Origin of the sequence: Paractinoplanes toevensis, assembly GCF_018332695.1 — a bacterium.
Classification (GTDB): Bacteria; Actinomycetota; Actinomycetes; order Mycobacteriales; family Micromonosporaceae; genus Actinoplanes; species Actinoplanes toevensis.
This window is the reverse complement of the sequence record NZ_BOQN01000053.1, coordinates 35,015-58,874: the sequence shown is the minus strand read 5'-3', so window position 1 is coordinate 58,874 and position 23,860 is coordinate 35,015. Positions and strand designations below refer to the sequence as shown.

Genomic DNA, 23,860 nt, shown 5'->3' with positions numbered 1-23,860 from the left:
GCACAAATCGCGATCTTGGCCCCACGAGTGGACAAAGATCCACTAGGCGTGCTATTGGAGCTCTCCCCCAAAAGTACGCCTCACTTCAGCGACCGGGCCACCTCTACCGCCTCCAGCAGCGTGTCGGCAACCGGACGACCGGACGCGCGCAGCCGGTCGGGGTGGGTAAACCCGCCGGTGTAGAGCACCGCCTGCCCGCCCACCGAGTCGGCCGCGGCCGCGTCGTCGAGCGAGTCGCCGATCAGCACCACCTGATCACCGGGGATCCCGAGTTCGGCCAGGTGAGCGGCCAGGTGACCGGCCTTGAGGTGACCGCCGACCTCGGTCCGCAGCCCGTCCACCCGGGTGAAGAGACCGGCCAGCCCGTAGGTCTCGACCGCCGGCACCAACTCGTTGTGGAACCACATGGACAGCAGCGACTGCGAGCCCGGCCAGGCGCGTATCGCGCTGGTCGCGTCGGCCGCCAGGGCCATGCTGGTCAGGCCCATCCGGTACGCGTCGTGGAAGATCCGGTCGAGCTTGCCGAATTCCTCCTCGTCGACCGCCCGCTCGAGGATCTCGGCGTAGAACTCGGCAACCGGCCGGCGGAACCGGGACCGGTGCTCGTCGGCGTCCACGCTGCGCCCACCGACCGCGGCAAATGCCTCGTTCGTCGAGGAAACCACCAGGCTGAGGTCGTCCAGGAGGGTGCCGTTCCAGTCCCAGACAAGATGAGTACGCGCCACGGCGAACAACCTATATGCGGGGCTCCCCCGGCTGTCGCGCCAAATCCCGAAGAAGCCGAGCCTCCTCGACCCGCCAGTAGCCGTGCTCGGCGCCGTCCAGCAGCACCACCGGCACCCGATCGCCGTAGTCGCGCTCCAGCTCGACGTCCGAATCGACGTCCACCCGCTCCCACTGACCAGGCAGGATGCGGTCGAGCACGGCCTCCGCGTCGGTGCACAGATGACAGCCGTCCCGGCTGATCAGCACGACTCGGCTCACAGCTCCCCCTTGCGGACCTTGCCGATCGCCGAGTGCGGAAGCTCACGCACCAGTTCGACGCTCGGCAGCTTGAACCGGGCCAGGTGTCCGGCGCAGTAGACCTGCAGCTCGGCGGGGGTGGGCGCCGGGTCGAGAGCGGCGACAACGTACGCGTGGGGGCGCTGGCCGGCCTCGTCGTCGGGCACTCCGATCACGGCCGACTCGGCCACCGCCGGGTGCGCGTCGAGCACCCGCTCGATCTCGGCCGGGTAGACGTTGAAGCCGTTGACCAGGATCAACTCACCGATCCGGTCGACCAAGCGCAGATCGCCGTCACCGTCCGCGTAGGCGATGTCGCCGGTGGGCCACCAGCCGTCCGCATCCGGCCCGCCGGCGCCGTCCGGCCAGTAGCCGGAGAACAGATTGGCGCCGCGCACCACGATCTCGCCCGGGTCGGTGCCGGCCGTGTCCTCGATCGACAGATCGAGTTCGGCCAGGTCCTCGTCGGCGGAGGCGGTGCCGTCCTCCCACAGCACGTCGCCGGAGGGGGCGCGCAGCCGCAGTGACACACCCGGCAATGGACGCCCGATCGACCCGGCCTTGCCCCGGTCGCTGACCGCCGTGGTGGTGAGCACCGGGGCGGTCTCGGTCAGCCCGTACCCGATCAGAATGGTCTTTCCGGTCGCCACGGTGAAGCGAGCCGATTCGGCCGGCGTGAGCGGCGCCGCGCCGCACACCGCCGTGCGCAGGCTGCTGAGCGCGGCGCGGGCCGACGGCCGCCGCGACCACGCGGCGTACATGCCGGGCACGCCGACCGTCACGGTGACCGCACGTTCGGCAATCACCGACAGTGAGACCGCCGGGTCGAAGCGGTCGATCAGCACGCCGGTCGCCGCATGGTGCGCAACCGTGCCGAGCCCGGTGTTCAACCCGTAAGCGTGAAAAAGCGGCATGGCCAGCAGGACGACGTCGTCCGGGCCGACCACCGGCGGCTCGATCGCATCGAGTTGCTCATGGTTGGCGGCTAGGGCGGCGTGGGTGAGCATCGCGCCCTTCGGGCGCCCGCTCGTCCCCGAGGTGTAGAGCAGCACGGCGAGATCCCCGGCGGCGACCTCCGGCAGATCACCGGTCGCGGTTCCCAGATCAGGGGGTACGCACGGCGGGGTCGACGACCGCAGTTTCGTGCGCCCCGGCTCCTCGGCGACGACGACCGCGGCCCGGCAGTCGGTGATGACGTGATCGAGCTCGTCGGCGGTGTAACCGGGGTTGAGCGGAACGGCGACCCGCCCGGCCCGCAGCACCCCGTAGTACGTCACCACGAAGTCGATCGAGTTGCCGAGCACGATCGCGACCCGCTCGCCGGGCCGGGCCAGCATGACCAGCCGACGGGCCGCAGCGTCCACCCGGGCGTCGAGCTCTGCCCAGGTCAGCGTGGTTTCCGGGGTGATCAGCGCGGGGTGATCGGGGCGGCGTGCGGCAGCGGCGGCAACGGGGTCCTCCACGAGGGACGAGTCTGGCACAGACGTGCCGAGATTCCGATGGCGGACAGCCTGTCCGTCGCGTTCACGAGGGTGTCCACCATCGTGGCAGACGTTCCTTGTGTCTTGTCTGCGCCACTTCGTACACTTTTTGCGCAGCGCACACGGTGTGCGACTCCGTGTGTTCGGAGTCCGTGATACTTCGTGCCTGAGTAACGGACTCCAAAGCCCTGGGTGAGGTCGGTCGGCATTTTCGCGGGCCGCCCCACCCGTTTTGCTATGAGTGATCACCCCTCATCCCGAGGAGGCCGCTGTGCCACAAAAAGCACGGAATTACTGCTTATCCACGTCTGGCGGGACGGATCTGCAGTCGGATCGGGCCCGCCGGGCTGAGGAGGCGCAGTGAGTCATGTGTACGCCGGAGACCCGTACCACCGCGACGTGTTCGCGGCGCGCCTCGCCATCTCCGAGGGCCTGACCTCCCTCCGCCGATCGGTCGACGACATGATCGCCAACACCATCCGCGGCGAAGGTGCGAAGCGGACCAGCAACCGACGCCCTGTCAACGAGTCACCCGGGGTGCGGGTCCCGCCCACCGGTAACGCCAAGCCGATGCCGGGTGGTGGCCGGGTCGCCGTGCCCGGTCGTCCGCCGATGCCGGCCCAGCCCACCGCCGGTCAGCGCAGCCAGCTGCCGGAGAGCACGGCGCCGGGCGAGGCGACCGTGGTGGTGCCGGCCCAGAGCACCACCGGGCCGCCCAGCGAGAGCGAGCCGCCGAAATACCCGGCCCGCCCCGATCCGGGCGACGCCGCCGCCGAGGTGTGGGCGCTGGTCGAACGAGCCCAGGCCGGCGAGTCCGAGGCGTTCGGGCTCATCTACGACCGGTACGTCGACACCGTGTTCCGGTTCGTCTACTTCCGGGTCGGCAACCGGCAGCTCGCCGAGGACCTGACCTCGGACACCTTCCTGCGCGCGCTCAAGCGCATCGGCAGCTTCACCTGGCAGGGCCGCGACCTCGGCGCCTGGCTCGTCACGATCGCCCGCAACCTGGTGGCCGACCACTTCAAGTCCGGGCGCTACCGCCTCGAGGTGACCACCGGGGACGTGCTCGACGCCGACCGCGAGGACCGCGGTCCGGAGGGCAGCCCGGAGTCGGCCGTGGTCGACCACATCACCAACGTCGCCCTCCTCACCGCGGTGAAGCAGCTCAACCCGGAACAGCAGGAGTGCATCGTGCTGCGCTTCCTGCAGGGCTTCTCGGTGGCCGAGACGGCACAGACCATGGGCAAGAACGAGGGTGCGATCAAGGCTCTCCAGTACCGGGCCGTCCGGGCGCTCGCCCGCCTGCTGCCCGAAGGGTTCCAGTGGTGACCCAGGTCTCGCACATGTCGATCTACGTTGCCCGATATCAGCTGTTCGGCCCCGTAACCGGGGGCGAGTGTCACGCGTTTGTCCGGGTGCGACCCCGAAAGGCCTTACCAGCCACCGGTTTCGTCGCAACCGTCGGCGACGCTGCCGACGAGACAGTCACGAGCGAGGGGAGGTGCCCGCGGTGAGCTTCGACTTCTTCGACCGGCGGAGCGCCGAGCGCTTCGCGGAGCTTCTCGACGAGAGCACCGGCGGCCGGCGGCACCACAGCCACGGCCCTGCCGACGAGCGGCTCGCCGAGTTGGTCGCCATCGGTTCCAGCCTCACCGCGGCCAAGCCCGGGGTCCAGGTCGATCCCGAGTTCCGCATCGGTCTGCGAGCCATGCTGGTCGCCACCGCCGAACGGGACGGCATCGGCCGTTCCGCCACCGCCGCCGAGTCCGACGGGCTGGTGGCCGCCGCTTCGGCGGCACCGGGCCGGGCCGGGCTGCGGGCCACGATCCTCGGCCAGGGTGGCCGGCGGATCCGGGCGCGCGGCGCAATCGTCATCGGCGTCGCCGCCGGTGCACTGGCGGTTTCCGGTATCTCCGCAGCAAGCGAGAACGCGTCGCCCGGCGACGCGCTGTACGGGGTAAAGCGCTCCACCGAGCGAGCCCAACTGGCCATGGCCGGTTCCGACGTCACCCGGGGCCAGCTGTCGCTGGACTTCGCCCGCACCCGGCTCGCCGAGGCGGTCGCCATGCCCGGCAGCGCGGCCGGCTTCGCCGGGGTGCTGGACGACATGGACGCCGACACCCGCAAGGGCGTCCGGCTGCTGGACACCTCGGCGGTCGCGCACCGCGACGTCAAGCCGCTGGCCACCGTCGACACCTTTGTGCAGCAGCAGCGGCAGACGATGCTGCCGGCGCTGGACAAACTGAGCCCGGCCAACAAGGAACGGGCCACGCAGTCGCTGTCGCTGCTCGACGCGGTCGGCAAGCGCGGCGACGAGCTGCGCACCGGGCTGAACTGCCCGCAGGTGCTCTCGGCCGGTTCCGACCTGCTCGGGCCGAAGCTGAAGGACTGCACGAGTACGGCCGACGGCACCGCGTCGAACCGGCCCAACGGGCACAGCGGCAAGTCCACCACCCGGGACAGCGACAAACCGAAGGCCAAGGCGGACCGGACCACGCCGCCCGCGAAGCCCGGCGCGACCATCAAGCCCGACGTCGCGGCCAGCCCGACCGTTTCGCCGGCCCCCGGCGTCGCACCGCTCGGCGGAACACCGCTGAGCCCGTCGGAAGAGCCCGCCGAGACCGATGCCGACGACCCGGTCGGCGGCCTGCTCGGGGAGCTCTTCGGCTTCAACTAGGGCGATTCGGTTACAGATATGGCGAGGGGCGGTTGCCGGGAGTTACCGGACCGCCCCTCATCTGTCACTATAGGCGGCTTCTGTCACCGGCCGCCCTCGTCTCAAAGTCCAAACGGATCCGGGCGTTTTTCCAGCAATTCCAGCAGAGTGGCCTGGATCGTCTCGCGAACCTGGTCGGCGAGGTTGTAGACGACCATCGGATCGTCGGCGTGCTCGGTCAGGTGCGCGGTGGGGATCGGCGGGCAGAACTGGATGAGCCACTTGCTCGGCAACGGCACCAGACCCAGCGGGCCCAGCCACGGGAACGTCGGCGTGACCGGGAAATATGGCAGGCCCAGCAACCGGGCCAGCGGCTTGACGTCGGCCAGGATCGGATAGATCTCCTCGGCACCGACGATCGCCACCGGGACGATCGGGGTGCCGGTGCGCAGGGCGGCCGAGACGAACCCGCCCCGGCCGAAGCGCTGCAGTTTGTAGCGGTCGGCGAAGCGCTTGCCGATGCCCTTGAAGCCCTCCGGGAAGACGCCCACCAGGTGGCCGCCGCTCATCAGGCGCTCGGCATCGGGGTTGCAGGCCACCGTGGCACCGGACTTGCGGGCCAGCTCGCTCACGATCGGCATCCGGAACACCAGGTCGGCGCCGAGCAGCCGCAGGTGCCGATCGGCCGGGTGCTGATCGTGCAGCGCCGTCGTCAGCATCAGCGCGTCCAGCGCGACCGTGCCGGAGTGGTTGCCGACGACCAGGGCACCACCCTCGCCGGGCACGTGCTCGATGCCGAAGACCTCGGTGCGGAACCAGTCGTGGTAGAGCACCCGCAGCAGCGGGTGGAAGACCGCGTCGCTGAGCTCGCGGTCGAAGCCGAAGTCGTCGACCTCATAGGTGCCCGCGAGGCGCCGGCGCAGGAAGGCGAGACCGGCGGCGACCCGCTGATCCCAGACGTCGACGGGACGGGCGGGCTCGGGCTCCGGCGACTCTGCGGCATGGCCGTTCATCTGCGGCACCTCCGGGATCGGCCGCCGGCCGTTGACCCGGGCCGGAGCGGCCGGTTTGGGGAGCGTGAAGTCGGCGTGACCGGGCAGCATGTCACGGTACTCGTGCTGGCTCACGCCGCATCACCCTTGACGGATGCCGTCGCCCTATCGGCGACCTTGCTTTCGGCGGTCTTGCTTTCGGCGCGCAGCCGGCGGACGCCGTCGAGGATGGCCCGCTCGGCCGCCTCGATCCGCGCGGCGGTCAGCGAGGAACCGTTCGCGTGCGCCCGGATGAACTCGTCGAAGGCGGCCGCCGTGGTGCGCGGCGTGAAACCGAACTCGTCGAGCAGCCTGGTGGTGTCGACCACCCGGCCATGGACGAAGAGGTCGACCTGGTCGAGGCCGATCTGACCGATCCCGACGTTGCGGGCCAGGCCCCACAGGGTGGAGAAGGTGCCCTCGGGCAACGGCAGGGCGATCCGGCCGGCCCGGCGCACGGCCTGGGACAGTGCGAGCACCCCGGCACCGGCCACGTTGAACGTGCCCGGGTGGTCCTCCAGCACCGACCGGTGCAGCACCTCGAGCGCGTCGTCGACGTGCACGAACTGCAGCCGGGCGTCGCGACCGAAGACGGTCGGCACGAACGGCTGGGCGAACAGTCGGGTGAGCGTGGTGTCGGCCGTCGAACTGATGAACGGCGCGAACCGCAGCACGGTCGCGGACACGTCGGGCCGGCGGCGGCGGAATCCGCGGACGTAACCCTCGATGTCGAGGATGTCGCGGGCGAACGAACCGCGCGGCACCGCCCGCGGCTCGGTGTCCTCGGTGAAGACCGCCGGGTCGCGGAACGACGCACCGTAGGCGGCCGTCGACGAGCGCACGACGATCTTGCGCAGGCCGGGAGCACCCTGGGCGGCGGCGAGCAGTTGCATCGTGCCGATGACGTTCTGCTCCTTCATCGCCTGGCGTCCGCCATGCTGCGAATCAGGGGCACTGGTCACCGCCATGTGCACAACTGCCTCGGCGCCGAGATCGGCCATGGCGCCGGAAGCGGCGCGAGCGTCGGCCCGGACCAGCTCGACGTCCTCCAGGACGGCCCTCAGGGCCGGTGGAGGCTCATGCGGATCCAGGCCGACGACGCGTTCGATGCGCGGATCGGCGGCCAGACGGGCGGCCACCCGGGCGCCGAGAAACCGGCTCACGCCGGTCACCACGACGACACGGGGCGGTGAGGTCACCAAGGGGCGGACCTTCCGGTGCGGCTTCCGATGCGACCAAAGAGGTAAGTGCGGGCCGGCCAGGCTAGCGCCCGGCCCCCGATCACTTACCCAAACGGCGACGCTGGACGCGGGTCTTGCGCAGCAGCTTGCGGTGCTTCTTCTTCGCCATACGCTTGCGGCGCTTCTTGACCACGGAGCCCATACGAATTTGCCTCTCGAAACCATGTGGGTCGGACCCGGATGCCCACCGGGGCACGACCGCGTCCGTTCTGGACGGCGTCCCGGATCCCTCGCCGCGCGAAGCAGCGGCGGGTAATACGCCGGGAGCCAACCGCACCAGCGTACCGGCCCGATGGGGGCAGGCCCAAACGGCCCCTACGCGGTCTGGGAGAAGGCGCCCCGCAGATAGTCGTGCACCGCGTGCTCGGGCACCCGGAACGACCGGCCGACCCGCACCGCGGTCAGGTCACCGCCGTGCACCAAGCGGTAGACGGTCATCTTGGAGACCCGCATCAGCGCGGCCACCTCGGCAACGGTGAGGAACCGCACCTCCGAGAGTCGTTCCTCGGTCTGGGCTGGACCCGTCATCTTCCCTCGCACCGATCCTTTCGCGGGCACGTCCCCCGGCGGGCGACTTACGTGCGTGTCATCAGAACGTTATCGATACGACTGTGACCAACGCGATGCGTTCCGTGAAATGACCATAAAAAGTCAAGGCCGACACGCCAGTTATGTGCCGATTTAGCCCGAAAGGTTACTTCCCTGGGACAAGGGCGCGGCCGAACAGCGACACGCTCGAGGGACGCTCGGCCAGGCGACGCATGAGGTAGCCGTACCACTGCTCGCCGTACGGCAGGTAGACCCGGACGATGTTGCCGCCCGCCGCCAGCCGCGCCTGCTCCTCGGTGCGCATCCCGTAGAGCATCTGGAACTCGTACTCCTCGGCGGAGCGGTCGAACCAGCGGGCGCGGTCCTCGGCGATGGCGATGAGCCGGGCGTCGTGGGTCGCCACCATCGGGTAGCCCTCCCCCGACATCAGAATGTTCAGACAGCGGACGAACGACTTGTCGATGTCCAGCGGGTCCTGGAACGCGACCGACTCGGGTTCCGAGTAGGCCCCCTTGCAGAGCCGCACCCGCGACCCGGTCGTGGCCAGTTCCCGGCAGTCGCCCTCGGTGCGCCGCAGATAGGCCTGCAGCACCGCACCGGTCGACGGGTAGTCCTTACGCAGCCCGGCCAGGATCTCCAGGGTGGAATCAGTGGTGGTGTGATCCTCGGCGTCGAGGGTCACCGAGGTGCCCGCGTCGGCCGCCGCCGCGCACACCGCCAGGGCGTACTCGAAGGCGAGTTTGTCGTCGATGCGCTGGCCCAGCGCGGAGAGCTTGACACTCACCTCCGCCGCCGGCGTCAGGCCGGCACTCGCCAGCCGGCCGAGGAGCTCGGTGTATTCGTCGCGGACGGCTTTCGCCTGCTCCGCCGTCGACGTCTCGGGGGCCAGATGGTCCACCGTGATCGCCAGGCCGTCGTCGGCCAGCTCGCGCGCCGCGCGAAGCGCGTCCGCCACGTCGTCACCGGCCACGAACCGGCGGGCGGCGTTCTTGCTGAGGGTCGCCGAGGAGACCAACCGCCCCAGGCGGGACGAGTCCGCGGCGGCCAGGAAGACGGAACGGAGCATGGGCCGAGGGTATCGCCCGAAACCGCGCCGGTCGCGGCAACCATGTCCGTCCGCGCGCGGTGCGGCTACCGTTGTCGGGTGAACTTCGATGCGTACGCCCGAACCGCGGTCGACCTCGTCAACGCGGAGCTCAGCGACCTCGCCGGCCTGCGGGCCCTGTTCGCCGACGACCAGTCCTGGATGCGGGAACACATCATCGAGAAGGACCTCGGCGTGTTCCGCCGCGCCCAGCGACGACTGCGTGACGTCTTCGAGCTCGGCACGGCCGGCCGCGACGCCGAGGCGGTCAACGAACTCAACTCGCTGCTGGAGACCTTCCCCGTGCAGCCACGCATCTCCGGTCACGACGCCAGCGACTGGCACATGCACGTCACCAGCCGCGGCGCGTCGGTCAGCGCGGAATACCTGGCCGGTGCCGTCTGGGGCCTGTCGGTCTGGCTCTGCGAGTACGGCAGCGCGCGTTTCGGCATCTGCGCCGACGAGCGCTGCGGCAACGTCTACCTGGACACGTCGTCCAACAACTGCCGGCGCTTCTGCTCGGAACGCTGCGCCACCCGCTCGCACGTGGCAGCGCACCGCGCCCGCAAGCGAGCCGCCAACCTCACGCCCGCGTAATCGCCGGAGCCGAACTGCTAGCCGGGGCGAGGTGGCGCCGGGCGAACTCCAGTGAGTCGCGCAGGTCCTTCTCCCGGGCCGGGCGGCTCGCCGCCTTGCGGGTCGAGACCTCCAGCGCCACCGAACCGGTGAAACCGCGCGCCACCAGCGAACGCAGCACCTCGGCGCACGGCTGGTTGCCGCGGCCGGGCACCAGGTGCTCGTCGCGGCCCTCCCCGGTGCCGTCGCCCAGGTGCACGTGCTTGAGGCCGGAGCCCATCTTCTGCATCATGTCGAGCGCGTCGATCCGGGACGCGGAGCAGTGCGAGATGTCGAGCGTGTAGGCGTCGAAGCCGGTCTCGGTCGGGTCCCAGCCCGGGGTGTAGGGCACGAACCAGCGTCCGGCCATCTTCACCGGGAACATGTTCTCGATCGCGAAGGAGATGTCGGGGTGCCGCTGCTGCACCTTGGCCAGGCCCGCGGCGAAGTTCTTGGCGTAGTCGCGCTGCCAGGTGAACGGCGGGTGCACCACCACGGTCGGCGCGTCGAGCGACTCGGCCAGCTGGGCCGCCCGGGTCAGCCGCTCCCAGGGGTCGGAACTCCACACCCGTTGGGTGACGAGCAGGCACGGCGCGTGCACGGACAGGACCGGCACGCCGTAGTGGTCGGTCAGACCCTTCAGGGCGCCGGCGTCCTGACTGACGGCGTCGGTCCACACCATGACCTCGACACCGTCGTAACCCACGGTGGCGGCCATCTCGAAGGCAGCCGCGGTCGGCTCGGGGAAGACCGAGGAGCTGGACAGAAGCACGGGAACGCGGGAACTCACCCTTGAAAGGGTAGACCCGTCTGTCGCGCAAGCTCGCCACACGCCCGGGTATATGCGGTCATACCGGGCGGCAACCCGGTATTAGTCACCTGCACGCGTACGCTGTCGCGAGTGACCCGCCGTGACCAGATCCGCCCCGAGGTCGGCCTTGATTTCCCTCGTGAGTGGATCGAGTTTCTCGATCCGGCCGACGAACAACACCTCGTTCGCGCCGACCTGACCTGGCTGCTCTCCCGCTGGACGTGCGTCTTCGGATCGGCCTGCCACGGCATCGTGGCCGGCCGCGCCCACGAGGGCTGCTGCACGCACGGTGCGTTCTTCACCGACGCCGACGACGAGAACCGGGTGAAGGCGGCGGTCCAGAAACTCAGCCCGGAGACGTGGCAGCACTACCGGCGGGGCTTCAAGAACTACACCGAGATGGACACCATCGACGGGGCGAAGCCGGCCCGGCGCACCGCCATCCAGACCGAGGACGGACCGTGCGTCTTCCTCAACGACGCCGACTTCCCGGCCGGCGGCGGCTGCGCCCTGCACGCCCAGGCGCTGCGCGACGGCGTGCACCCGCTCACCTACAAGCCGGACGTCTGCTGGCAGCTGCCGGTCCGCCGGGAACAGGACTGGATCAAGCGCCCGGACGGCACCAAGATCCTGCAGTCCACCCTGACCGAGTTCGACCGCCGCGGCTGGGGCCCCGGCGGCGCCGACCTGGACTGGTGGTGCACGTCCTCACCCGAGGCGCACGTCGGCTCGGACCCGATGTACATCACTTACGGCCCGGAGCTGGCCGCCCTGGTCGGCAAGGCCGCCTACGACAAACTCGCCGAGCTGTGTACGGCCCGGCTGAAGTCCGGCCTGATCGCCATCCACCCGGCCACCGTGGCAGCCGGGTCACCCACCCAGCGAGGCGGCCGCGAACCGGCCACCCCGACGACCCCTCACGGCTCGAACTTGTAGCCGAGGCCGCGCACCGTGACGATGTAGCGCGGGGCCGAGGGCTCCGGCTCCACCTTGGAGCGCAGGCGCTTGACGTGGACGTCGAGGGTCTTGGTGTCGCCGACGTAGTCGGCGCCCCACACCCGGTCGATCAGCTGGCCTCGGGTCAGCACCCGGCCGGCGTTGCGCAGCAGCAGTTCGAGCAGCTCGAACTCCTTCAGCGGCAGCTGTACGCCGGCGCCGTCGACCGTGACGACGTGGCGTTCCACGTCCATCCGGACCGGGCCGGCCGCCAGCGTCGGGGTGGTCACCTCGGGTGCGTCGGCGCCCTGGCGGCGCAGCACGGCGCGGATGCGGGCGACCAGCTCGCGCGGCGAGTAGGGCTTGGTGACGTAGTCGTCGGCACCGATCTCCAGGCCGACCACCTTGTCGATCTCGCTGTCCCGGGCGGTGACCATGATGATCGGGACGGCGGAGCGCTGCCGCAACTGGCGGCAGACCTCGGTGCCGGACATCTCCGGAAGCATGAGGTCGAGCAGGACGATGTCGGCGCCGGTCCGGTCGAACTGCGTCAGGGCCGAGGTTCCGGTCGGGGCGACCGACACCTCGAAGCCCTCCTTGCGCAGCATGTACGACAGGGCGTCGGAGAACGACTCCTCATCCTCGACCACGAGCACGCGGGCCAATGTGGTTCCTTCCATCTTCCGGTCTCCGGGACTAGCGCCCGGCCGCACCGGACTCGATCTCAATTGCCGCTGGTAACGGCAAGGGGGTTTCGGGGGGTCTCGCAGGTAGGCGCAGGGTGAACGTCGACCCGTCGCCGAGGGTGCTGGTGACGTCGACCCGGCCGCCGTGGTTGGTGGCGATGTGCTTCACGATGGCCAGGCCGAGGCCGGTGCCGCCGGTGGACCGTGACCTGGCCTGATCGGCTCGGTAGAAGCGCTCGAAGATCCGGTCGACGTCGTGCGGGGCGATGCCGATGCCCTGGTCCTCGACGTCGACCTCGACCCAGTCGTCGCCCTGACGCAGCGTGATCGACACCACGGTGTCCTCGCCCGAGTAGGCGATCGCGTTCTCGACCAGGTTGGTCACCGCGGTGGCCACCTGACTGTCACTGCCGTACACCGTCGCGCCCTTGGGACCGGTGTACTTGACCTCGATGCTCTTCGCCGAGGCGGTGGTGCGGGTGCGGTCGATCACCTCGGCGATCACCCAGTCCACCGAGACCGGCTCGGGGGTGGGCAATGGCTCGGCACCCTGCAACCGGGTGAGCTCGAGGAGTTCGTTGACCAGCCGGCCCATCCGGGCCGACTCGTGGTGGATGCGCTCGGCGAAGCGCCGGGCGGCGACCAGGTCCTCGGACTTCTCGTCGTCCGGCTCGAGCTGGCTGGCCGGAATCTCGGTGGCGTCCAGCAGCGCCTCGGCGAGCAGCTGCAACGCACCGATCGGGGTCTTCAGCTCGTGGCTGACGTTGGCCACGAAGTCCCGGCGGACCCGGGCGAGCCGGTGCGACTCGGTGACATCGGCGGCCTCGATGGCCACGTGCGTGGAATTCAGTGCCACCGCTCGCAGGTGCAGGCCGAGCGGGGCGGACGCGGCGCCGGCGCGGCCGCGCGGCAGGTCGAGCTCCACCTCGCGCCGAACGCCGGTGCGTCGCACCTGGCCGGCGAGGGTACGCAGGATGGGGTGCGCCGCGATCGTGCCGGGCGCCCCGCCGGAGCGCAGCAGGCCCATCGCGCGGGCGGCCGGGTTGACCAGCACCGGGTGATCCTCGGCGTCGAGCACGACCACACCGACGCGCAGCGAGTCGAGGCTCTTCCGGCCGAGCCCCTTCATGCCGTGCTTGCCGGCGGCGGGCGAACCGTCGTCCGTCTCGATGGTGCGTCCCCCCTCGTCCGACCGGGCGCCGGCTGAACCGGCCTGCTCCGGCGCCTTGCGGGCACGGGCCAACACCACACCCACGACCGCGCCCACGGCGAGCGCGACGAGGGCAAGGAGGATGCTGTACGCCAAGTCCACGCAGCGATCGTAGGGTCATTGTTTACCTGGGCCCTACGATCAACCGGACATAACGGGCGCGCGTCGAATAATGTTCACCACTGCGCCCGGCGTCGTTCACCGGTGTTCACGTTCAGGCCGTAGAACGGACCTAGGTTTAGCACCAACCAAGGTCGTGCCCTGCCCAAACGGCGCGACCCAGACCCCCGGGACGAGGACATGCGCGAGGAGTTCCAGGCAGATCTCAACGAGGTCAGTCGCCTGCTGGTGACCATGGCGGAGGCCGTACGGGCCGCCATGCGCAAGGCGACCACCGCCCTGCTCACCGCCGACCTCAAGGCCGCCGAGTCGGTCATCGAGCGGGACGCCGAGGTCGACGAGATCTACAAGCAGGTGGAGGCCAAGGTGGCCGACACCATCGCACGACAGGCGCCGGTCGCCTCCGACCTGCGCATGGTGATCACCGCCCTGCACATCTCCGCCGATCTCGAGCGGATGGGCGATCTGGCCGAGCACGTCGCCAAGACGGCACAGCGGCGGCACCCGTCGCCGGCCGTGCCGGCCGAGCTGCGGCCGGTCTTCAAGGGCATGGCCGAGGTGGCCGACCAGATGGCCGAGCAGATCGCCGATCTGCTCGCCAAGCCGGAGGCCGAGGCAGCCGCCGCGCTGGAGAAGGCCGACGACGGGATGGACGACCTCGAGCGCGAGCTGTTCAAGGTCCTGCTGCACGACGACTGGCCGTACGGCGCGGAGACCGCGATCGACGGCGCCCTGCTGGGCCGGTTCTACGAGCGCTACGCCGACCACGCCGTGAATATCGGCGAGCAGCTGGTCTTCCTGGTCACCGGTCAGCCGGTGGACGGCCTGAGCTAACCGCTCGGCCGCGAAAAGGCCGGGACGCCACGGGGGCGTCCCGGCCTTTTCCCTGTTCGGGAGGAACTAGCGGCCCTGGTTGGCGACCGCGGCCGCGGCGTCCTTGGCGGCCTGCGGGTCGAGGTAGGTGCCGCCCTTGTTGATCGGGCGCAGGTTGTCGTCGAGGTCGTAACGCAGCGGGAAGCCGGTCGGGATGTTCAGCTTCGCGATCGCCTCGTCGGAGACGTCGTCCAGGTGCTTCACGATCGCGCGCAGCGAGTTGCCGTGCGCGGCGACCAGCACCGTCTTGCCGGCCTGCAGGTCGGGCACGATCGCGTCGTACCAGTAGGGCAGCGCCCGCTCGAGGACGTCCTTGAGGCACTCGGCCTTGGGCTTGAGCTCCGGCGGGAGTGCCGCGTACCGCGGGTCGGCGAACTGGGAGAACTCCGAGTCGTCCTCGATCGGCGGCGGGGGCACGTCGTACGACCGGCGCCAGAGCATGAACTGCTCCTCGCCGTACGTCTCGAGGGTCTGCTTCTTGTCCTTGCCCTGCAGTGCGCCGTAGTGGCGCTCGTTGAGCCGCCAGGAGCGCTTCACCGGAATCCAGTGGCGGTCGGCGATGTGCAGGGCGATCTCGCTGGTCCGGATCGCGCGGCGCAGCACGCTGGTGTGCACGACGTCGGGCAGCACGCCGTACTCCTTCAGCTGCTCGCCGCCGCGGCGGGCCTCGTCCTCGCCCTTGGCGTCCAGGTCCACGTCGACCCAGCCGGTGAAGAGGTTCTTGGCGTTCCACTCGCTGTTGCCGTGTCGCAGCAGCACCAGAGTCCCAGTCATGACCTCCATCCTGCCGCAGGCCCGATCGCCGCGGGCGGCGACCCGGCAGTGGCGCCCGCCACGTGGAAAACCGGTTGCCCCGGCCCATAGGTTGTAAGTGATTACGGGCGGTTCGGCACTTACGGAGATGACGTGCGGGGTTGGTTTCAGCAGGCCGCGGGTGGATTGCCCCGGCAGTTCTGGTTCCTGTGGGTCGGAACGCTGATCAACCGCCTCGGCTCCTTCGTGGTGATCTTCCTGGCCATCTACCTGACCGCCGAGCGGCATTTCAGCCAGAGCCAGGCCGGCCTGGTCATCGGCCTGTACGGGGTCGGCGGAGCGATCGGCACCACGGTCGGCGGCGTGCTGGCCGATCGGTGGGGCCGGCGGCCCACCATGCTCACCGCCCAGTTCGGCGCGGCGGCCCTGATGCTCACGCTCGGCTTCGCGTACGACTACTGGCAGATCCTCGCGGTGACCTTCCTGCTCGGGGTGTTCACCGAGGCGGTACGGCCGGCCTTCTCGGCGATGATGATCGACGTGGTGCCCGACCGCGACCGGGTGCGCGCCTACTCGCTGAACTACTGGGCGATCAACCTGGGGTTCGCGCTCTCCGCGGTCGGCGCCGGCCTCGCCGCCAAGGCGGATTACCTGCTGCTGTTCGTGATCGACGCGGGCACCACCCTGATCACCGCGATCATCAGCCTGGTGTTCCTGGCCGAGACCCGCCCGTCCGGTGGCCGGACCCGGCACTCGGGCGCCGGCCTGGGGGCGGCTCTTCGGGACCGCACCTACCTGCTCTACCTGACGATCAGCCTGGGCACGGTCATCGTGATGATGCAGCACCTGTCGACCCTGCCGATCGCGATGACGTCGAACGGTCTGTCCGCGGCGACGTACGGCTGGGTGATCGCCGTCAACGGATTGCTGATCGTGCTCGGGCAACTGTTCGTCCCACGGCTCATCGAGGGCCTCGACCGGTCCCGGGTGCTGGCTCTCGCCTCGCTCATCATGGGAGTCGGCCTCGGGCTGGTGGCGTTCGCGAACGCGGCCTGGTTCTTCGCGCTCACCGTGGTGATCTGGACGCTCGGCGAGATGTTGCAGTCGCCGTCCAACGCGGCGACCGTCGCGGCCCTGTCGCCGGCCTCGCTGCGTGGCCGCTACCAGGGCCTCAACTCACTGACCTGGTCGGTCGGGACGGCGCTGGCGCCGATTCTGGGCGGCCTCACCCAGGAGCACCTCGGCAACGTCGCACTGTGGATCGGGTGCTTCGGCGTGTGCGTGCTGGTCGCGGCCGGGCATCTGATCACCGGGCCGCGGCGGGAACGGCGGATCGCCGAGCTGATGACCCGGCCCGCCATGGTGCCGGTCACCGACGAGTCGCGGGTGTGACCGCCCGGCGGTAATCTCCTAATGGAACTGTTAACACTGCTTCCAATTGGGGGTTGGGGTGCGGGGTTGGCTGCGCGCGACGGCCGGAGGTCTGCCCTCGGCCTACTGGTACCTCTGGGCCGGACTGCTGATCAACCGGCTGGGCGGCTTCGCGGTCCTGTTCCTGTCGCTCTACCTGACCACGCAACGCGGCGCCGGGACCGCGATGACGGGACTCATCGTCGGGACGTACGGGATCGGCGGGGTGATCGGCACCCTGGCCGGCGGCGTCCTCGCCGACCGGTGGGGCCGCCGGCGCACGCTGGTCTGGTCCCACCTGGCCTGCGCGGTCGTGCTGGCCGGGCTCGCCTTCGCCGGCAACCTCGGGCTGATCGCCGCGCTCTGCGCCCTGATGGGCCTGGCCCAGTCGATGCCGGGGCCGGCCTTCGTCGCCGCGATCATCGACCTGGTTCCGGCGGACCGGCGGTTGCGCGCGTTCAACCTGGAGTTCTGGGCCTTCAACCTGGGCACGGCGGGTGCCTCGCTGGTCGCCGGCGTGCTGGCCGAGTGGAGCTACATCGGCCTGTTCCTGCTGGACGCGGCGTCGGCCCTGGCCGCCGCGCTGATCATCGCCGGACGGGTGCCGGAAACCTTGCGCCGGCCGCCGCCGGCAATTCAACAAGATCGCCGAGGGAGGGCTCCGGCGACCGGCTCAGCCGCGAGAGCGGCGACCGGTACGGGCACCGCAAGCGGCGCGGGTGCCGACTCGGCCAGCAGCGATGGTGGGCTTCGGGCGGTGCTCGGCGACCGGATCTTTCTGGCCTTTGCCGGGCTGACGCTGCTGCAGGCGCTGGTCTACACGCAGAACAACACGATCGTTCCGTTGGCCATGCGGGAGGACGGGTTGAGCCCGTCCGCCTACGGCCTGGTGGTCGCGGTGAGCGGGGCGCTCATCGTGGTCGGGCAGCTCTTCGTGCCGCGACTGATCGACAACCGGCCGAAGGCCCGGGTCCTGGCCGCGGCCCAGGCGATCACGGCGGTCGGCTTCGGCGTGATCGTCCTGGCCGACCACCTACCGGTCTACCTGGCCGCCGCGGTGATCTGGACGATCGGCAGCATGCTGGCCGCTCCCCCGAACGCCGCGATCAACTCCGAGCTGGCGCCGGCCGCGCTGCGCGGTCGCTACCAGGCCGTCTTCTACCTGACGTTCCCGGCCGCGGCATTTCTGGCGCCCGCACTCGGCGGCGCGAGCCTGCAATACCTGGGCAGCTGGCACTGGCTGGTGGTGGCCGGGGTGGGCTTGGTGGCGGCGGTGCTGCACCTGGCCGCCGGCCCGAGCCGTGAGCGACACGCGGCCGCCATCCGGTCAGAGACCGCAGCGACCGCGGAGGTCCGCTAGACACAGAGGTCAGGGTCGCGAGAATCAAACCCGCTTTCCGGTACGGGCCACACCGTCACCAACCGCAACATCACCCGACCGCCGCCACCCCGCAAGCAGGGCGCCACACCAGCACGTGCCGCGGCTCTCGCGCAAGGAAACACGCAGCCCTCGCGCGGCAACGATGGCCGTCGCCCGGGACTGTTCGGTGGGCGGGTCGGGGTGGCGAGCTTGGGCCGGGCCCGCCCGCAGCGGGCGCGCGGAGGGTGGTTGCGCCTGCCGGGACCGAGTGCCACCGGAGTGAGCCGGCGCGTACCGAAAGATCTTCCGCGGGAAAATGTCCCGCCCTCCGTTTGGAGGAAACCTGGGCCGGGGTCGCGTTTTTTCTGGAATTGGCGGGACCCGACCCGAAACGCGCAACCAGGCGACCAGGCCAGCAGCGGGCGAGACCAGAGCCGGCAGCAACCCGCCAGCCAGACGGGACCAGAGCCGAAGCGAGGAGGCCGACACGACCGGTCGGCCGAAAAGAGCCTGGAAACAAAGCACCGGCGGCGGCGGACGACGCCCATCCCCATAGGCGTCGCCCGCACTAACCGCCGGTCTCGGGTCGCGCCGTCCCCCAACGGCATATGCCACCCGTCCCCAAACGCCCACCGCGGCGACCATTTCTGATCAACCAGTTCCCCGAACTAACGGCCAGGCGTCCATTGATTACGCTAGTTGGGGCGGTCAAGGCTTACAAGCCACTTGGCTGTCTGCCATCTGTCTGCACCGTCACAGTCACCGACAAATAGCCGATCGGCGGATCGCCTGCTCAATCATCCGGTCGCCCGGACTCCCCATCGGTAACCATTTGTTCATCGTTGTTGCGCTGGTGACGGGCGCCGCATGATTATGCGTCGCACCCTATCGATCGGGTAAACGCGGGCACCAATCACCCAATTTCGGGCACATCCGGGGCCAGGTGCTTGAACGCCTGAAGATTTGCTGTGGATTCGCCGCGCTTTACCCGCCACTCCCACTCGCGGCGGATCGAGGTGCCGAAGCCGATCTCCAGCATGGTGTCGAAGGACTCGTCGGCATAGGTGAGAACGGCGCCGAGCAGACGGTCCAACTCATCTTCGTCCAGGGATTTGAGCGACACCCGGCCGGTCAGGTAGACATCGCCGACCGCATCGATCGAGAACGATACGCCGTACATCCGGGCGTTGCGGCGCAGCAGCCACGCCCACAGCTCCTCGCGGCGCTCGTCGGGCTGGCGCATCACGAAGGCCTCGATGCGCAGCGCGTGCTCACCGACGATCAGGTTGCAGGCGGTCTTGAGCTTGTGGGTGCCGGGCAGCGTGACCACGTAGGCGCCGGGAGCGGTGGTGTCCCACTCCAGTTCCCGGTCGGTGAGGACCTTCTCGACAAGGGAGATGAGAGAGCTCACCATGCGTACGCCTCGAGCCGGGCGGCGATCATCTCGCGGTGCTGGGCCACCGCCCCACGGTAGACCTGGAGCAGTCCTTCGGCCGTACGGTCCCAGGAGAAGCCGGCCGCACGAGCCACCGCGCCCCGCGACAGGGCCGCGCGATGCCGCGGAGCGGCGAGCAGCGAGTCCAGCGCGTGCGCCCAGTCCCGCGGGTCGTGCCCGTCGACCAGCACCCCGCTCACCCCGTCGCGCACCGCGGTGACCAGGCCGCCGACCGCGGCCGCGACCACCGGCGTGCCGCACGCCTGCGCCTCCAGCGCGACCAGCCCGAACGACTCGTTGTAGGACGGCACCGCGACCAGGTCGGCGCAGCGGTAGAGGGTGGCGAGGTCGTCGCCGGTCTGCGGCGGCAGGAACAGCACCCGGTCGGCGACGCCGAGCGAGGCCGCCAACTCGATCAGGGCGGTGGGCCGATCGAGGCCGCTTCCGCTCGGCCCACCGCAGATGACCATGGTGACCGACGGGTCGGTCATGAACGGCAGGGCGGAAATCAGCACATCGGGAGCTTTGAGTGGCTGAATCCGGCCGACGAAAGCAACAATTCGGCCCGAGGGCGGCAGCCCCAAGCGGGAGCGGGCACCGGGGCCCGGCCGGAAGCGGTCCAGGTCGACACCGGGCTGCACGACCGCGGTCCGCGCGGGCGCGGCGTCGTAGTGGGTGACCAGGTCCTGCGCCTCGACCGCGGTGTTCGCGACGAGCCGGTCGGACTCGGCGATCACCTGCTCCTCGCCGATCACCCGGGCCTTCGGTTCGGGGCGGTCGCCGGCCGCGAGCCAGCGGTTCTTCACCTTGGCCAGGGTGTGCGCGGTGTGCACGTGCGGCACTCCCCAGCGCTCCCGGGCCAGCCACCCGACCTGGCCGGACAGCCAGTAGTGCGAGTGGATCAGGTCATATCGGCCCGGCGGGTGTGCCGCCTCGGCGCGCAGCACGCCGTTGGCGAACGCGCACAGCTGGGACGGCAGGTCCTCCTTGGCGAGGCCCTCGAACGGACCGGCGGTGACGTGCCGCACGGTGACACCGGGCACCATCTCGACGATCGGCGGCAGGTCGCTACGGGTCGCCCGGGTGAAGATCTCCGTCTCGACGCCGAGGCGCGCGAGTCGCTTGGAGACCTCGACGATGTAGACGTTCATGCCGCCCGCATCGCCGGTGCCGGGCTGTTCCAGGGGGGAGGTATGCACCGAAAGGGTGGCGATGCGCCGCGGGGCCGGCCAGTCAACCACGATATTTCCTCCCGAAGCGGTCAAACGTAACGTTGACTTGTTACGTCTTTGTCAATCTTCCCCGTACTTGCTTCTGCAACCACATACAGAGCACCCGTGGGTGACTGAAGTCATCGGCGACGAGGAAGGATAAGAGGCATGCAGAACATCGCAGTGATCACGGGCGCCTCCAGCGGAATCGGTGCGGCCACGGCTCGCCGGCTGGCCCGGGAGGGTTTCCACGTGGTGGCGGCAGCGCGCCGCGTCGACCGGCTCGAGGAGCTGGTCAAGGAGATCGGGCCGGCGGCCACCGCGGTCGAGTGCGACATCACCGACGACGCCTCGGTGGCCGGCCTCGCCACCGTCGTGGCCGGCCTCGACGGCGAGCTCACCCTGCTGGTCAACAACGCGGGCGGGGCCCGCGGCCTCGATCCGGTGGCAACCGGCGGGGTCGACGACTGGCAGTGGATGTACGACGTGAACGTGCTCGGCACGCTCCGGGTGACCAAGGCGCTGCTGCCGGCCCTCGAGCAGAGCGGCCGCGGGACGATCGTGACGATCGGCTCGACCGCGGCGTTCACGGTCTACGAGGGCGGCGGCGGTTACACGGCGGCCAAGCACGCCCAGAACGCGCTGGTCGGCACACTTCGGCTCGAACTGTCCGGCAAGCCGGTCCGGGTCACCGAGATCGACCCGGGCATGGTGCGCACCGACGAGTTCTCGCTCAACCGCTTCGACGGCGACCAGGCGAAAGCCGACTCGATCTACGACGGCGTCAAGGAACCACTGGTCGCGGACGACATCGCCGACTGCGTCGCGTTCATGGCCACCCGCCCGCACCACGTCAACATCGACCGGCTGGTGATCCGGCCGCTCGCGCAGGCCGCGCAGCACAAGGTGCACCGGGAGAAGTAGGTGCCGAAGCCGGTCGGCGCGATCACCCGAGGGACGACCAATCCCAACCGGCTGCGCCGTGTCGACAACTTCATCGCGTACCGCTTCCGCGATCTTCTTGCGGCGGCCACCGATCCGCTGGTCATCGACCTCGGATACGGTGCGACGCCGGTCACCGCGGTGGAGTTGCACAGCCGCCTGACGGCGGCGGTGCGGGCGGACGTCACGGTGGTCGGTCTGGAGATCGATCCGGTACGCGTGACGGCTGCCATGCCGTACGCGGATCCGCCGGGTCTGGATTTTCGCCGTGGTGGTTTCGAGCTGGCCGGCCTGCGACCGGTCGTGGTGCGTGCCTTCAACGTGCTGCGGCAGTACTCCGAACCAGAGGTCGAGGCGGCCTGGCGGCAGATGACCGCGACCGGCGCGCGACTGGTCGAGGGCACCTGCGACGAGCTGGGCCGGATCGCCACCTGGGCGGTGGTCGCCGACGAGCGGCCGCAATCGCTGACCCTCTCGGCCCGGTTGTCCGATCTGGACCATCCGGCGACGTTCGCCGAGCGGCTGCCTAAGGCGCTGATCCACCACAACGTCGACGGTGAGCCGATCCACGAGCTGCTGCGCGCGCTCGGCCGGGCCTGGGACACCGAGGCGACCCCGTTCGGGCCGCGGCAGCGCTGGCTGGCGACCTGCCGGCGGATGCGCGACGAGGGCCGTCCGGTGCTGGACGGCCCCGGCCGCTGGCGGCTCGGCGAATTCACGGTGCCCTGGCCGGAGTAGAACGCCGGGATAAAGGTCGGGCCGGTCCTCCGCAGCGGACCGGCCCGACCCCAGGGGGTGAGTAAAGATCAGTTGTTCAGCTTGACGTCGAAGATCGGGGACGCCGCCACCTTGCGGAACGCGGTGAGGCTGTCGGCGGTCGAGTTCACCGCGATGTTGCGGTCGCCCTCGTCGTCCCGCGCGGTGTCGAAGTAGACGACCGCCTTGATCTTCGGGTGGGCGGCCAGCTCGGGCAGGACCGAGTTGAACGCGGCGGCCTTGCTGGCCGGGTAGGAGACCCGGTGGTACATGCCCCACTCGGCCACCATGATCGGCTTGCTCGGGTGGTTCTTGACGGACCAGTCGTAGAAGCCGAGACCGCCACCGGTCGGCTGCCGGTCGAGCAGGTCACCGAAGTCACCGAAGTGGTAGTAGCCCTTCTCCACGCTCACGTACGAGTCGAGGCCGACCCAGTCGACGACGTCGTCACCCGGGTAGAGGTCCTTCCACCACGACTGGGCCATCCACTTCTCGTTGCCCATGTAGGCCAGCACGTTGACCACATTGGTCACCCCGTCGGCGCGCAGCCGCTCGATGACGTGCCGGTACATCGCCGCGTAGTCCTTCGCGGTCATCCCCGAGGCCGCGCCGGTCTGCACGTCGTTCTCCGGCTCGTGGTGCAGGGCCAGGAAGAACTTCTGGGTGCCGTAGTTGGCCTTCACGTAGTCGGCCCACGCGTCGATCCGTGCGTCCTTCTGCCCGGCCGCGACCTTGGCCCAGGTGGTGCCGTAGGCGACCTTCCAGTTGAGCAGCAGGACCCGCGGCTTCGCGGCGTCCCGGGTCATCGCGATCTCGGCCTTGGTCGGGAACTTCTCGTCGCCCTTGTGGTAGGCGTGGAAGATCGTCGAAGTCCGGCCGGTGAGTCCCTCCCAGTCCTTGAGCGCGGTGTCCCGCGGCAGGTCGGTGAAGCCGCCGGCCGCCGCGCCCCAGAGCACGCCGCAGTCGGGCACCAGCAGGTCACCGGTGGCGCAGGCGGCCGGCGCCGCCGGCGCCGGGGTGTAGTTCACGACCAGGCGCGGTCCACCCTGGTCACCGGACTCGGCCGACTGGAAGCGGGTCACCGCCGTCGTCGAGGCGGACCGGAGGGCGAACATGTAGGTGCCCGCTCCGGTCACCGTCGAGCTGAGGTCGATGGTCACCGACTGGTCGGTGGCCCGCGGCACGGCCGAGCCGACCGCGGTCGCGGCGATCTTCGGCTGGGTGGCCGCGGTGATCGCGTTCTCGGCCCAGGTGCCAGTCACCGGGTAGACGCTGAGCCGCGCCTCGGCCGGCTTGCCGTCGTACGGCAGGATCAACCGGGCGTTGCCGACGGTCGCGCCGGCCGGGAATCCGCCGGTCCGGAACGTCAGGAAGGTCGTCCGGGTCTCGCCGTCGGACGCGCCGACCACGAGCTTCTCCGCCTCGCCGAAGTTGGCGGCGGTCCGGGTGCTGGAGACGTACGCGTCGTCGCTCGCGAAGACGGTCCGGATCGCCGGCCCGGTCGCGGTGGTCGCCGCGCCCGCCTGTCCGCCCATCAGGAAGCCGGCGCTCACCGCTCCGATGGCGACCGCTCCCACTGCCGCGTGCTTGCGCTTCACTGCTGTCTCCCCGCTGATAATTCGGATCGGTCGTTGCTTGACCTCACCGTCGACGGGAGCCGGTTCTCAGTTGGTGAAAGCGCGGGTGCAGCACGGGAGC

Annotated in this window: 24 protein-coding genes; 9 read left to right on the top strand and 15 right to left on the bottom strand. The window is 70.0% G+C overall.

What is annotated here, in order from left to right; all coding sequences use genetic code 11:
* Positions 1 to 80: 80 nt before the first annotated feature.
* The 3 genes from Ato02nite_RS20795 to Ato02nite_RS20785 are packed head-to-tail and all read right to left on the bottom strand — an operon-like array spanning position 81 to position 2,465.
* Positions 81 to 725, bottom strand: a complete 645-nt coding sequence (locus tag Ato02nite_RS20795) for an HAD family hydrolase (RefSeq protein WP_213008255.1) — start codon at positions 723 to 725, stop codon at positions 81 to 83.
* A gap of 10 nt (positions 726 to 735) precedes the next feature.
* Entirely contained in the window at positions 736 to 984 is a 249-nt protein-coding gene (locus Ato02nite_RS20790; RefSeq protein WP_213008254.1) for a glutaredoxin family protein, read from the bottom strand.
* Positions 981 to 2,465: an AMP-binding protein gene (locus Ato02nite_RS20785; RefSeq protein ID WP_307853879.1), complete on the bottom strand. Its 1,485-nt coding sequence runs from the start codon at positions 2,463 to 2,465 to the stop codon at positions 981 to 983. Before Ato02nite_RS20785 ends, Ato02nite_RS20790 begins: the two co-directional genes overlap by 4 nt.
* A gap of 480 nt (positions 2,466 to 2,945) precedes the next feature.
* Here Ato02nite_RS20785 and Ato02nite_RS20780 point away from each other — a divergent pair, with 480 nt between their 5' ends.
* Entirely contained in the window at positions 2,946 to 3,812 is an 867-nt protein-coding gene (locus tag Ato02nite_RS20780) for an ECF subfamily RNA polymerase sigma factor, BldN family (protein ID WP_438873059.1), read from the top strand.
* Between the two features lie 181 nt (positions 3,813 to 3,993).
* On the top strand, positions 3,994 to 5,160 hold the full coding sequence (locus tag Ato02nite_RS20775; protein ID WP_246607262.1) for a DUF5667 domain-containing protein: 1,167 nt from the start codon (positions 3,994 to 3,996) through the stop codon (positions 5,158 to 5,160).
* Positions 5,161 to 5,261: 101 nt separating this feature from the next.
* Here Ato02nite_RS20775 and Ato02nite_RS20770 read toward each other — a convergent pair whose 3' ends face one another.
* The 5 genes from Ato02nite_RS20770 to Ato02nite_RS20750 form a co-directional block, all read right to left on the bottom strand.
* Positions 5,262 to 6,266, bottom strand: a complete 1,005-nt coding sequence (locus Ato02nite_RS20770) for a lysophospholipid acyltransferase family protein (protein ID WP_213008250.1) — start codon at positions 6,264 to 6,266, stop codon at positions 5,262 to 5,264.
* Positions 6,263 to 7,372, bottom strand: a complete 1,110-nt coding sequence (locus tag Ato02nite_RS20765) for an NAD-dependent epimerase/dehydratase family protein (protein ID WP_213008249.1) — start codon at positions 7,370 to 7,372, stop codon at positions 6,263 to 6,265. Before Ato02nite_RS20765 ends, Ato02nite_RS20770 begins: the two co-directional genes overlap by 4 nt.
* Positions 7,373 to 7,451: 79 nt before the next feature.
* Positions 7,452 to 7,553, bottom strand: coding sequence for a 30S ribosomal protein bS22 (locus Ato02nite_RS20760; RefSeq protein WP_007465623.1), 102 nt, complete (start codon positions 7,551 to 7,553; stop codon positions 7,452 to 7,454).
* Between the two features lie 173 nt (positions 7,554 to 7,726).
* Positions 7,727 to 7,939 carry a helix-turn-helix domain-containing protein gene (locus Ato02nite_RS20755; protein WP_020512985.1) on the bottom strand — a complete coding sequence of 71 codons (213 nt, stop codon included), beginning with the start codon at positions 7,937 to 7,939 and terminating at the stop codon, positions 7,727 to 7,729.
* 166 nt (positions 7,940 to 8,105) lie between these two features.
* The gene (locus Ato02nite_RS20750; protein WP_213008248.1) at positions 8,106 to 9,026 is read right to left on the bottom strand and encodes a proline dehydrogenase family protein; all 921 of its coding nucleotides are present in this window, start codon (positions 9,024 to 9,026) and stop codon (positions 8,106 to 8,108) included.
* A 78-nt stretch (positions 9,027 to 9,104) separates the two neighbouring features.
* On the opposite strand from Ato02nite_RS20750, the gene Ato02nite_RS20745 reads away from it, so the two are divergent.
* Positions 9,105 to 9,641 (top strand): CGNR zinc finger domain-containing protein, encoded by a 537-nt coding sequence (locus tag Ato02nite_RS20745; RefSeq protein WP_213008247.1) that lies wholly within the window; start codon positions 9,105 to 9,107, stop codon positions 9,639 to 9,641.
* Here the strand turns inward: Ato02nite_RS20745 and Ato02nite_RS20740 are convergent.
* Entirely contained in the window at positions 9,628 to 10,449 is an 822-nt protein-coding gene (locus Ato02nite_RS20740) for a sugar phosphate isomerase/epimerase family protein (protein WP_213008246.1), read from the bottom strand. The genes Ato02nite_RS20745 and Ato02nite_RS20740 overlap by 14 nt on opposite strands.
* A 111-nt stretch (positions 10,450 to 10,560) precedes the next feature.
* Between Ato02nite_RS20740 and Ato02nite_RS20735 the strand changes: the two genes are divergently transcribed.
* Positions 10,561 to 11,406 carry a DUF3109 family protein gene (locus Ato02nite_RS20735; RefSeq protein ID WP_213008245.1) on the top strand — a complete coding sequence of 282 codons (846 nt, stop codon included), beginning with the start codon at positions 10,561 to 10,563 and terminating at the stop codon, positions 11,404 to 11,406.
* Here Ato02nite_RS20735 and Ato02nite_RS20730 read toward each other — a convergent pair.
* Positions 11,388 to 12,071 (bottom strand): response regulator, encoded by a 684-nt coding sequence (locus Ato02nite_RS20730; RefSeq protein WP_213008244.1) that lies wholly within the window; start codon positions 12,069 to 12,071, stop codon positions 11,388 to 11,390. The genes Ato02nite_RS20735 and Ato02nite_RS20730 overlap by 19 nt on opposite strands.
* 31 nt (positions 12,072 to 12,102) lie before the next feature.
* Positions 12,103 to 13,404: a sensor histidine kinase gene (locus Ato02nite_RS20725; RefSeq protein ID WP_438873058.1), complete on the bottom strand. Its 1,302-nt coding sequence runs from the start codon at positions 13,402 to 13,404 to the stop codon at positions 12,103 to 12,105.
* A 198-nt stretch (positions 13,405 to 13,602) separates the two neighbouring features.
* Here Ato02nite_RS20725 and phoU point away from each other — a divergent pair, with 198 nt between their 5' ends.
* Positions 13,603 to 14,256, top strand: a complete 654-nt coding sequence (gene phoU / locus Ato02nite_RS20720; RefSeq protein WP_213008243.1) for a phosphate signaling complex protein PhoU — start codon at positions 13,603 to 13,605, stop codon at positions 14,254 to 14,256.
* Between the two features lie 66 nt (positions 14,257 to 14,322).
* Here phoU and Ato02nite_RS20715 read toward each other — a convergent pair whose 3' ends face one another.
* Positions 14,323 to 15,069, bottom strand: a complete 747-nt coding sequence (locus Ato02nite_RS20715) for a phosphoglyceromutase (RefSeq protein WP_213008242.1) — start codon at positions 15,067 to 15,069, stop codon at positions 14,323 to 14,325.
* A 132-nt stretch (positions 15,070 to 15,201) separates the two neighbouring features.
* Between Ato02nite_RS20715 and Ato02nite_RS20710 the strand changes: the two genes are divergently transcribed.
* Together Ato02nite_RS20710 and Ato02nite_RS20705 are read left to right on the top strand one after the other, a co-directional pair.
* Positions 15,202 to 16,440 carry an MDR family MFS transporter gene (locus Ato02nite_RS20710; RefSeq protein ID WP_213008241.1) on the top strand — a complete coding sequence of 413 codons (1,239 nt, stop codon included), beginning with the start codon at positions 15,202 to 15,204 and terminating at the stop codon, positions 16,438 to 16,440.
* 58 nt (positions 16,441 to 16,498) lie between these two features.
* Complete coding sequence (locus Ato02nite_RS20705; protein WP_213008240.1) at positions 16,499 to 17,818, top strand: MFS transporter; 1,320 nt, start codon at positions 16,499 to 16,501, stop codon at positions 17,816 to 17,818.
* A 913-nt stretch (positions 17,819 to 18,731) separates the two neighbouring features.
* Here the strand turns inward: Ato02nite_RS20705 and Ato02nite_RS20700 are convergent.
* Positions 18,732 to 19,232 carry a type III secretion system chaperone family protein gene (locus Ato02nite_RS20700; RefSeq protein WP_213008239.1) on the bottom strand — a complete coding sequence of 167 codons (501 nt, stop codon included), beginning with the start codon at positions 19,230 to 19,232 and terminating at the stop codon, positions 18,732 to 18,734.
* Positions 19,226 to 20,494, bottom strand: a complete 1,269-nt coding sequence (gene mshA, locus Ato02nite_RS20695; RefSeq protein ID WP_246607261.1) for a D-inositol-3-phosphate glycosyltransferase — start codon at positions 20,492 to 20,494, stop codon at positions 19,226 to 19,228. The genes Ato02nite_RS20700 and mshA overlap by 7 nt, the downstream gene beginning before the upstream one ends.
* A gap of 138 nt (positions 20,495 to 20,632) precedes the next feature.
* Between mshA and Ato02nite_RS20690 the strand changes: the two genes are divergently transcribed.
* Both Ato02nite_RS20690 and Ato02nite_RS20685 read left to right on the top strand, forming a co-directional pair.
* On the top strand, positions 20,633 to 21,388 hold the full coding sequence (locus Ato02nite_RS20690; RefSeq protein WP_213008237.1) for an SDR family oxidoreductase: 756 nt from the start codon (positions 20,633 to 20,635) through the stop codon (positions 21,386 to 21,388).
* Entirely contained in the window at positions 21,389 to 22,144 is a 756-nt protein-coding gene (locus Ato02nite_RS20685; RefSeq protein WP_213008236.1) for a class I SAM-dependent methyltransferase, read from the top strand.
* A gap of 68 nt (positions 22,145 to 22,212) precedes the next feature.
* On the opposite strand, the gene Ato02nite_RS20680 is transcribed toward Ato02nite_RS20685, so the two are convergent.
* Complete coding sequence (locus Ato02nite_RS20680; RefSeq protein WP_213008235.1) at positions 22,213 to 23,760, bottom strand: CBM96 family carbohydrate-binding protein; 1,548 nt, start codon at positions 23,758 to 23,760, stop codon at positions 22,213 to 22,215.
* Positions 23,761 to 23,860: the final 100 nt, after the last annotated feature.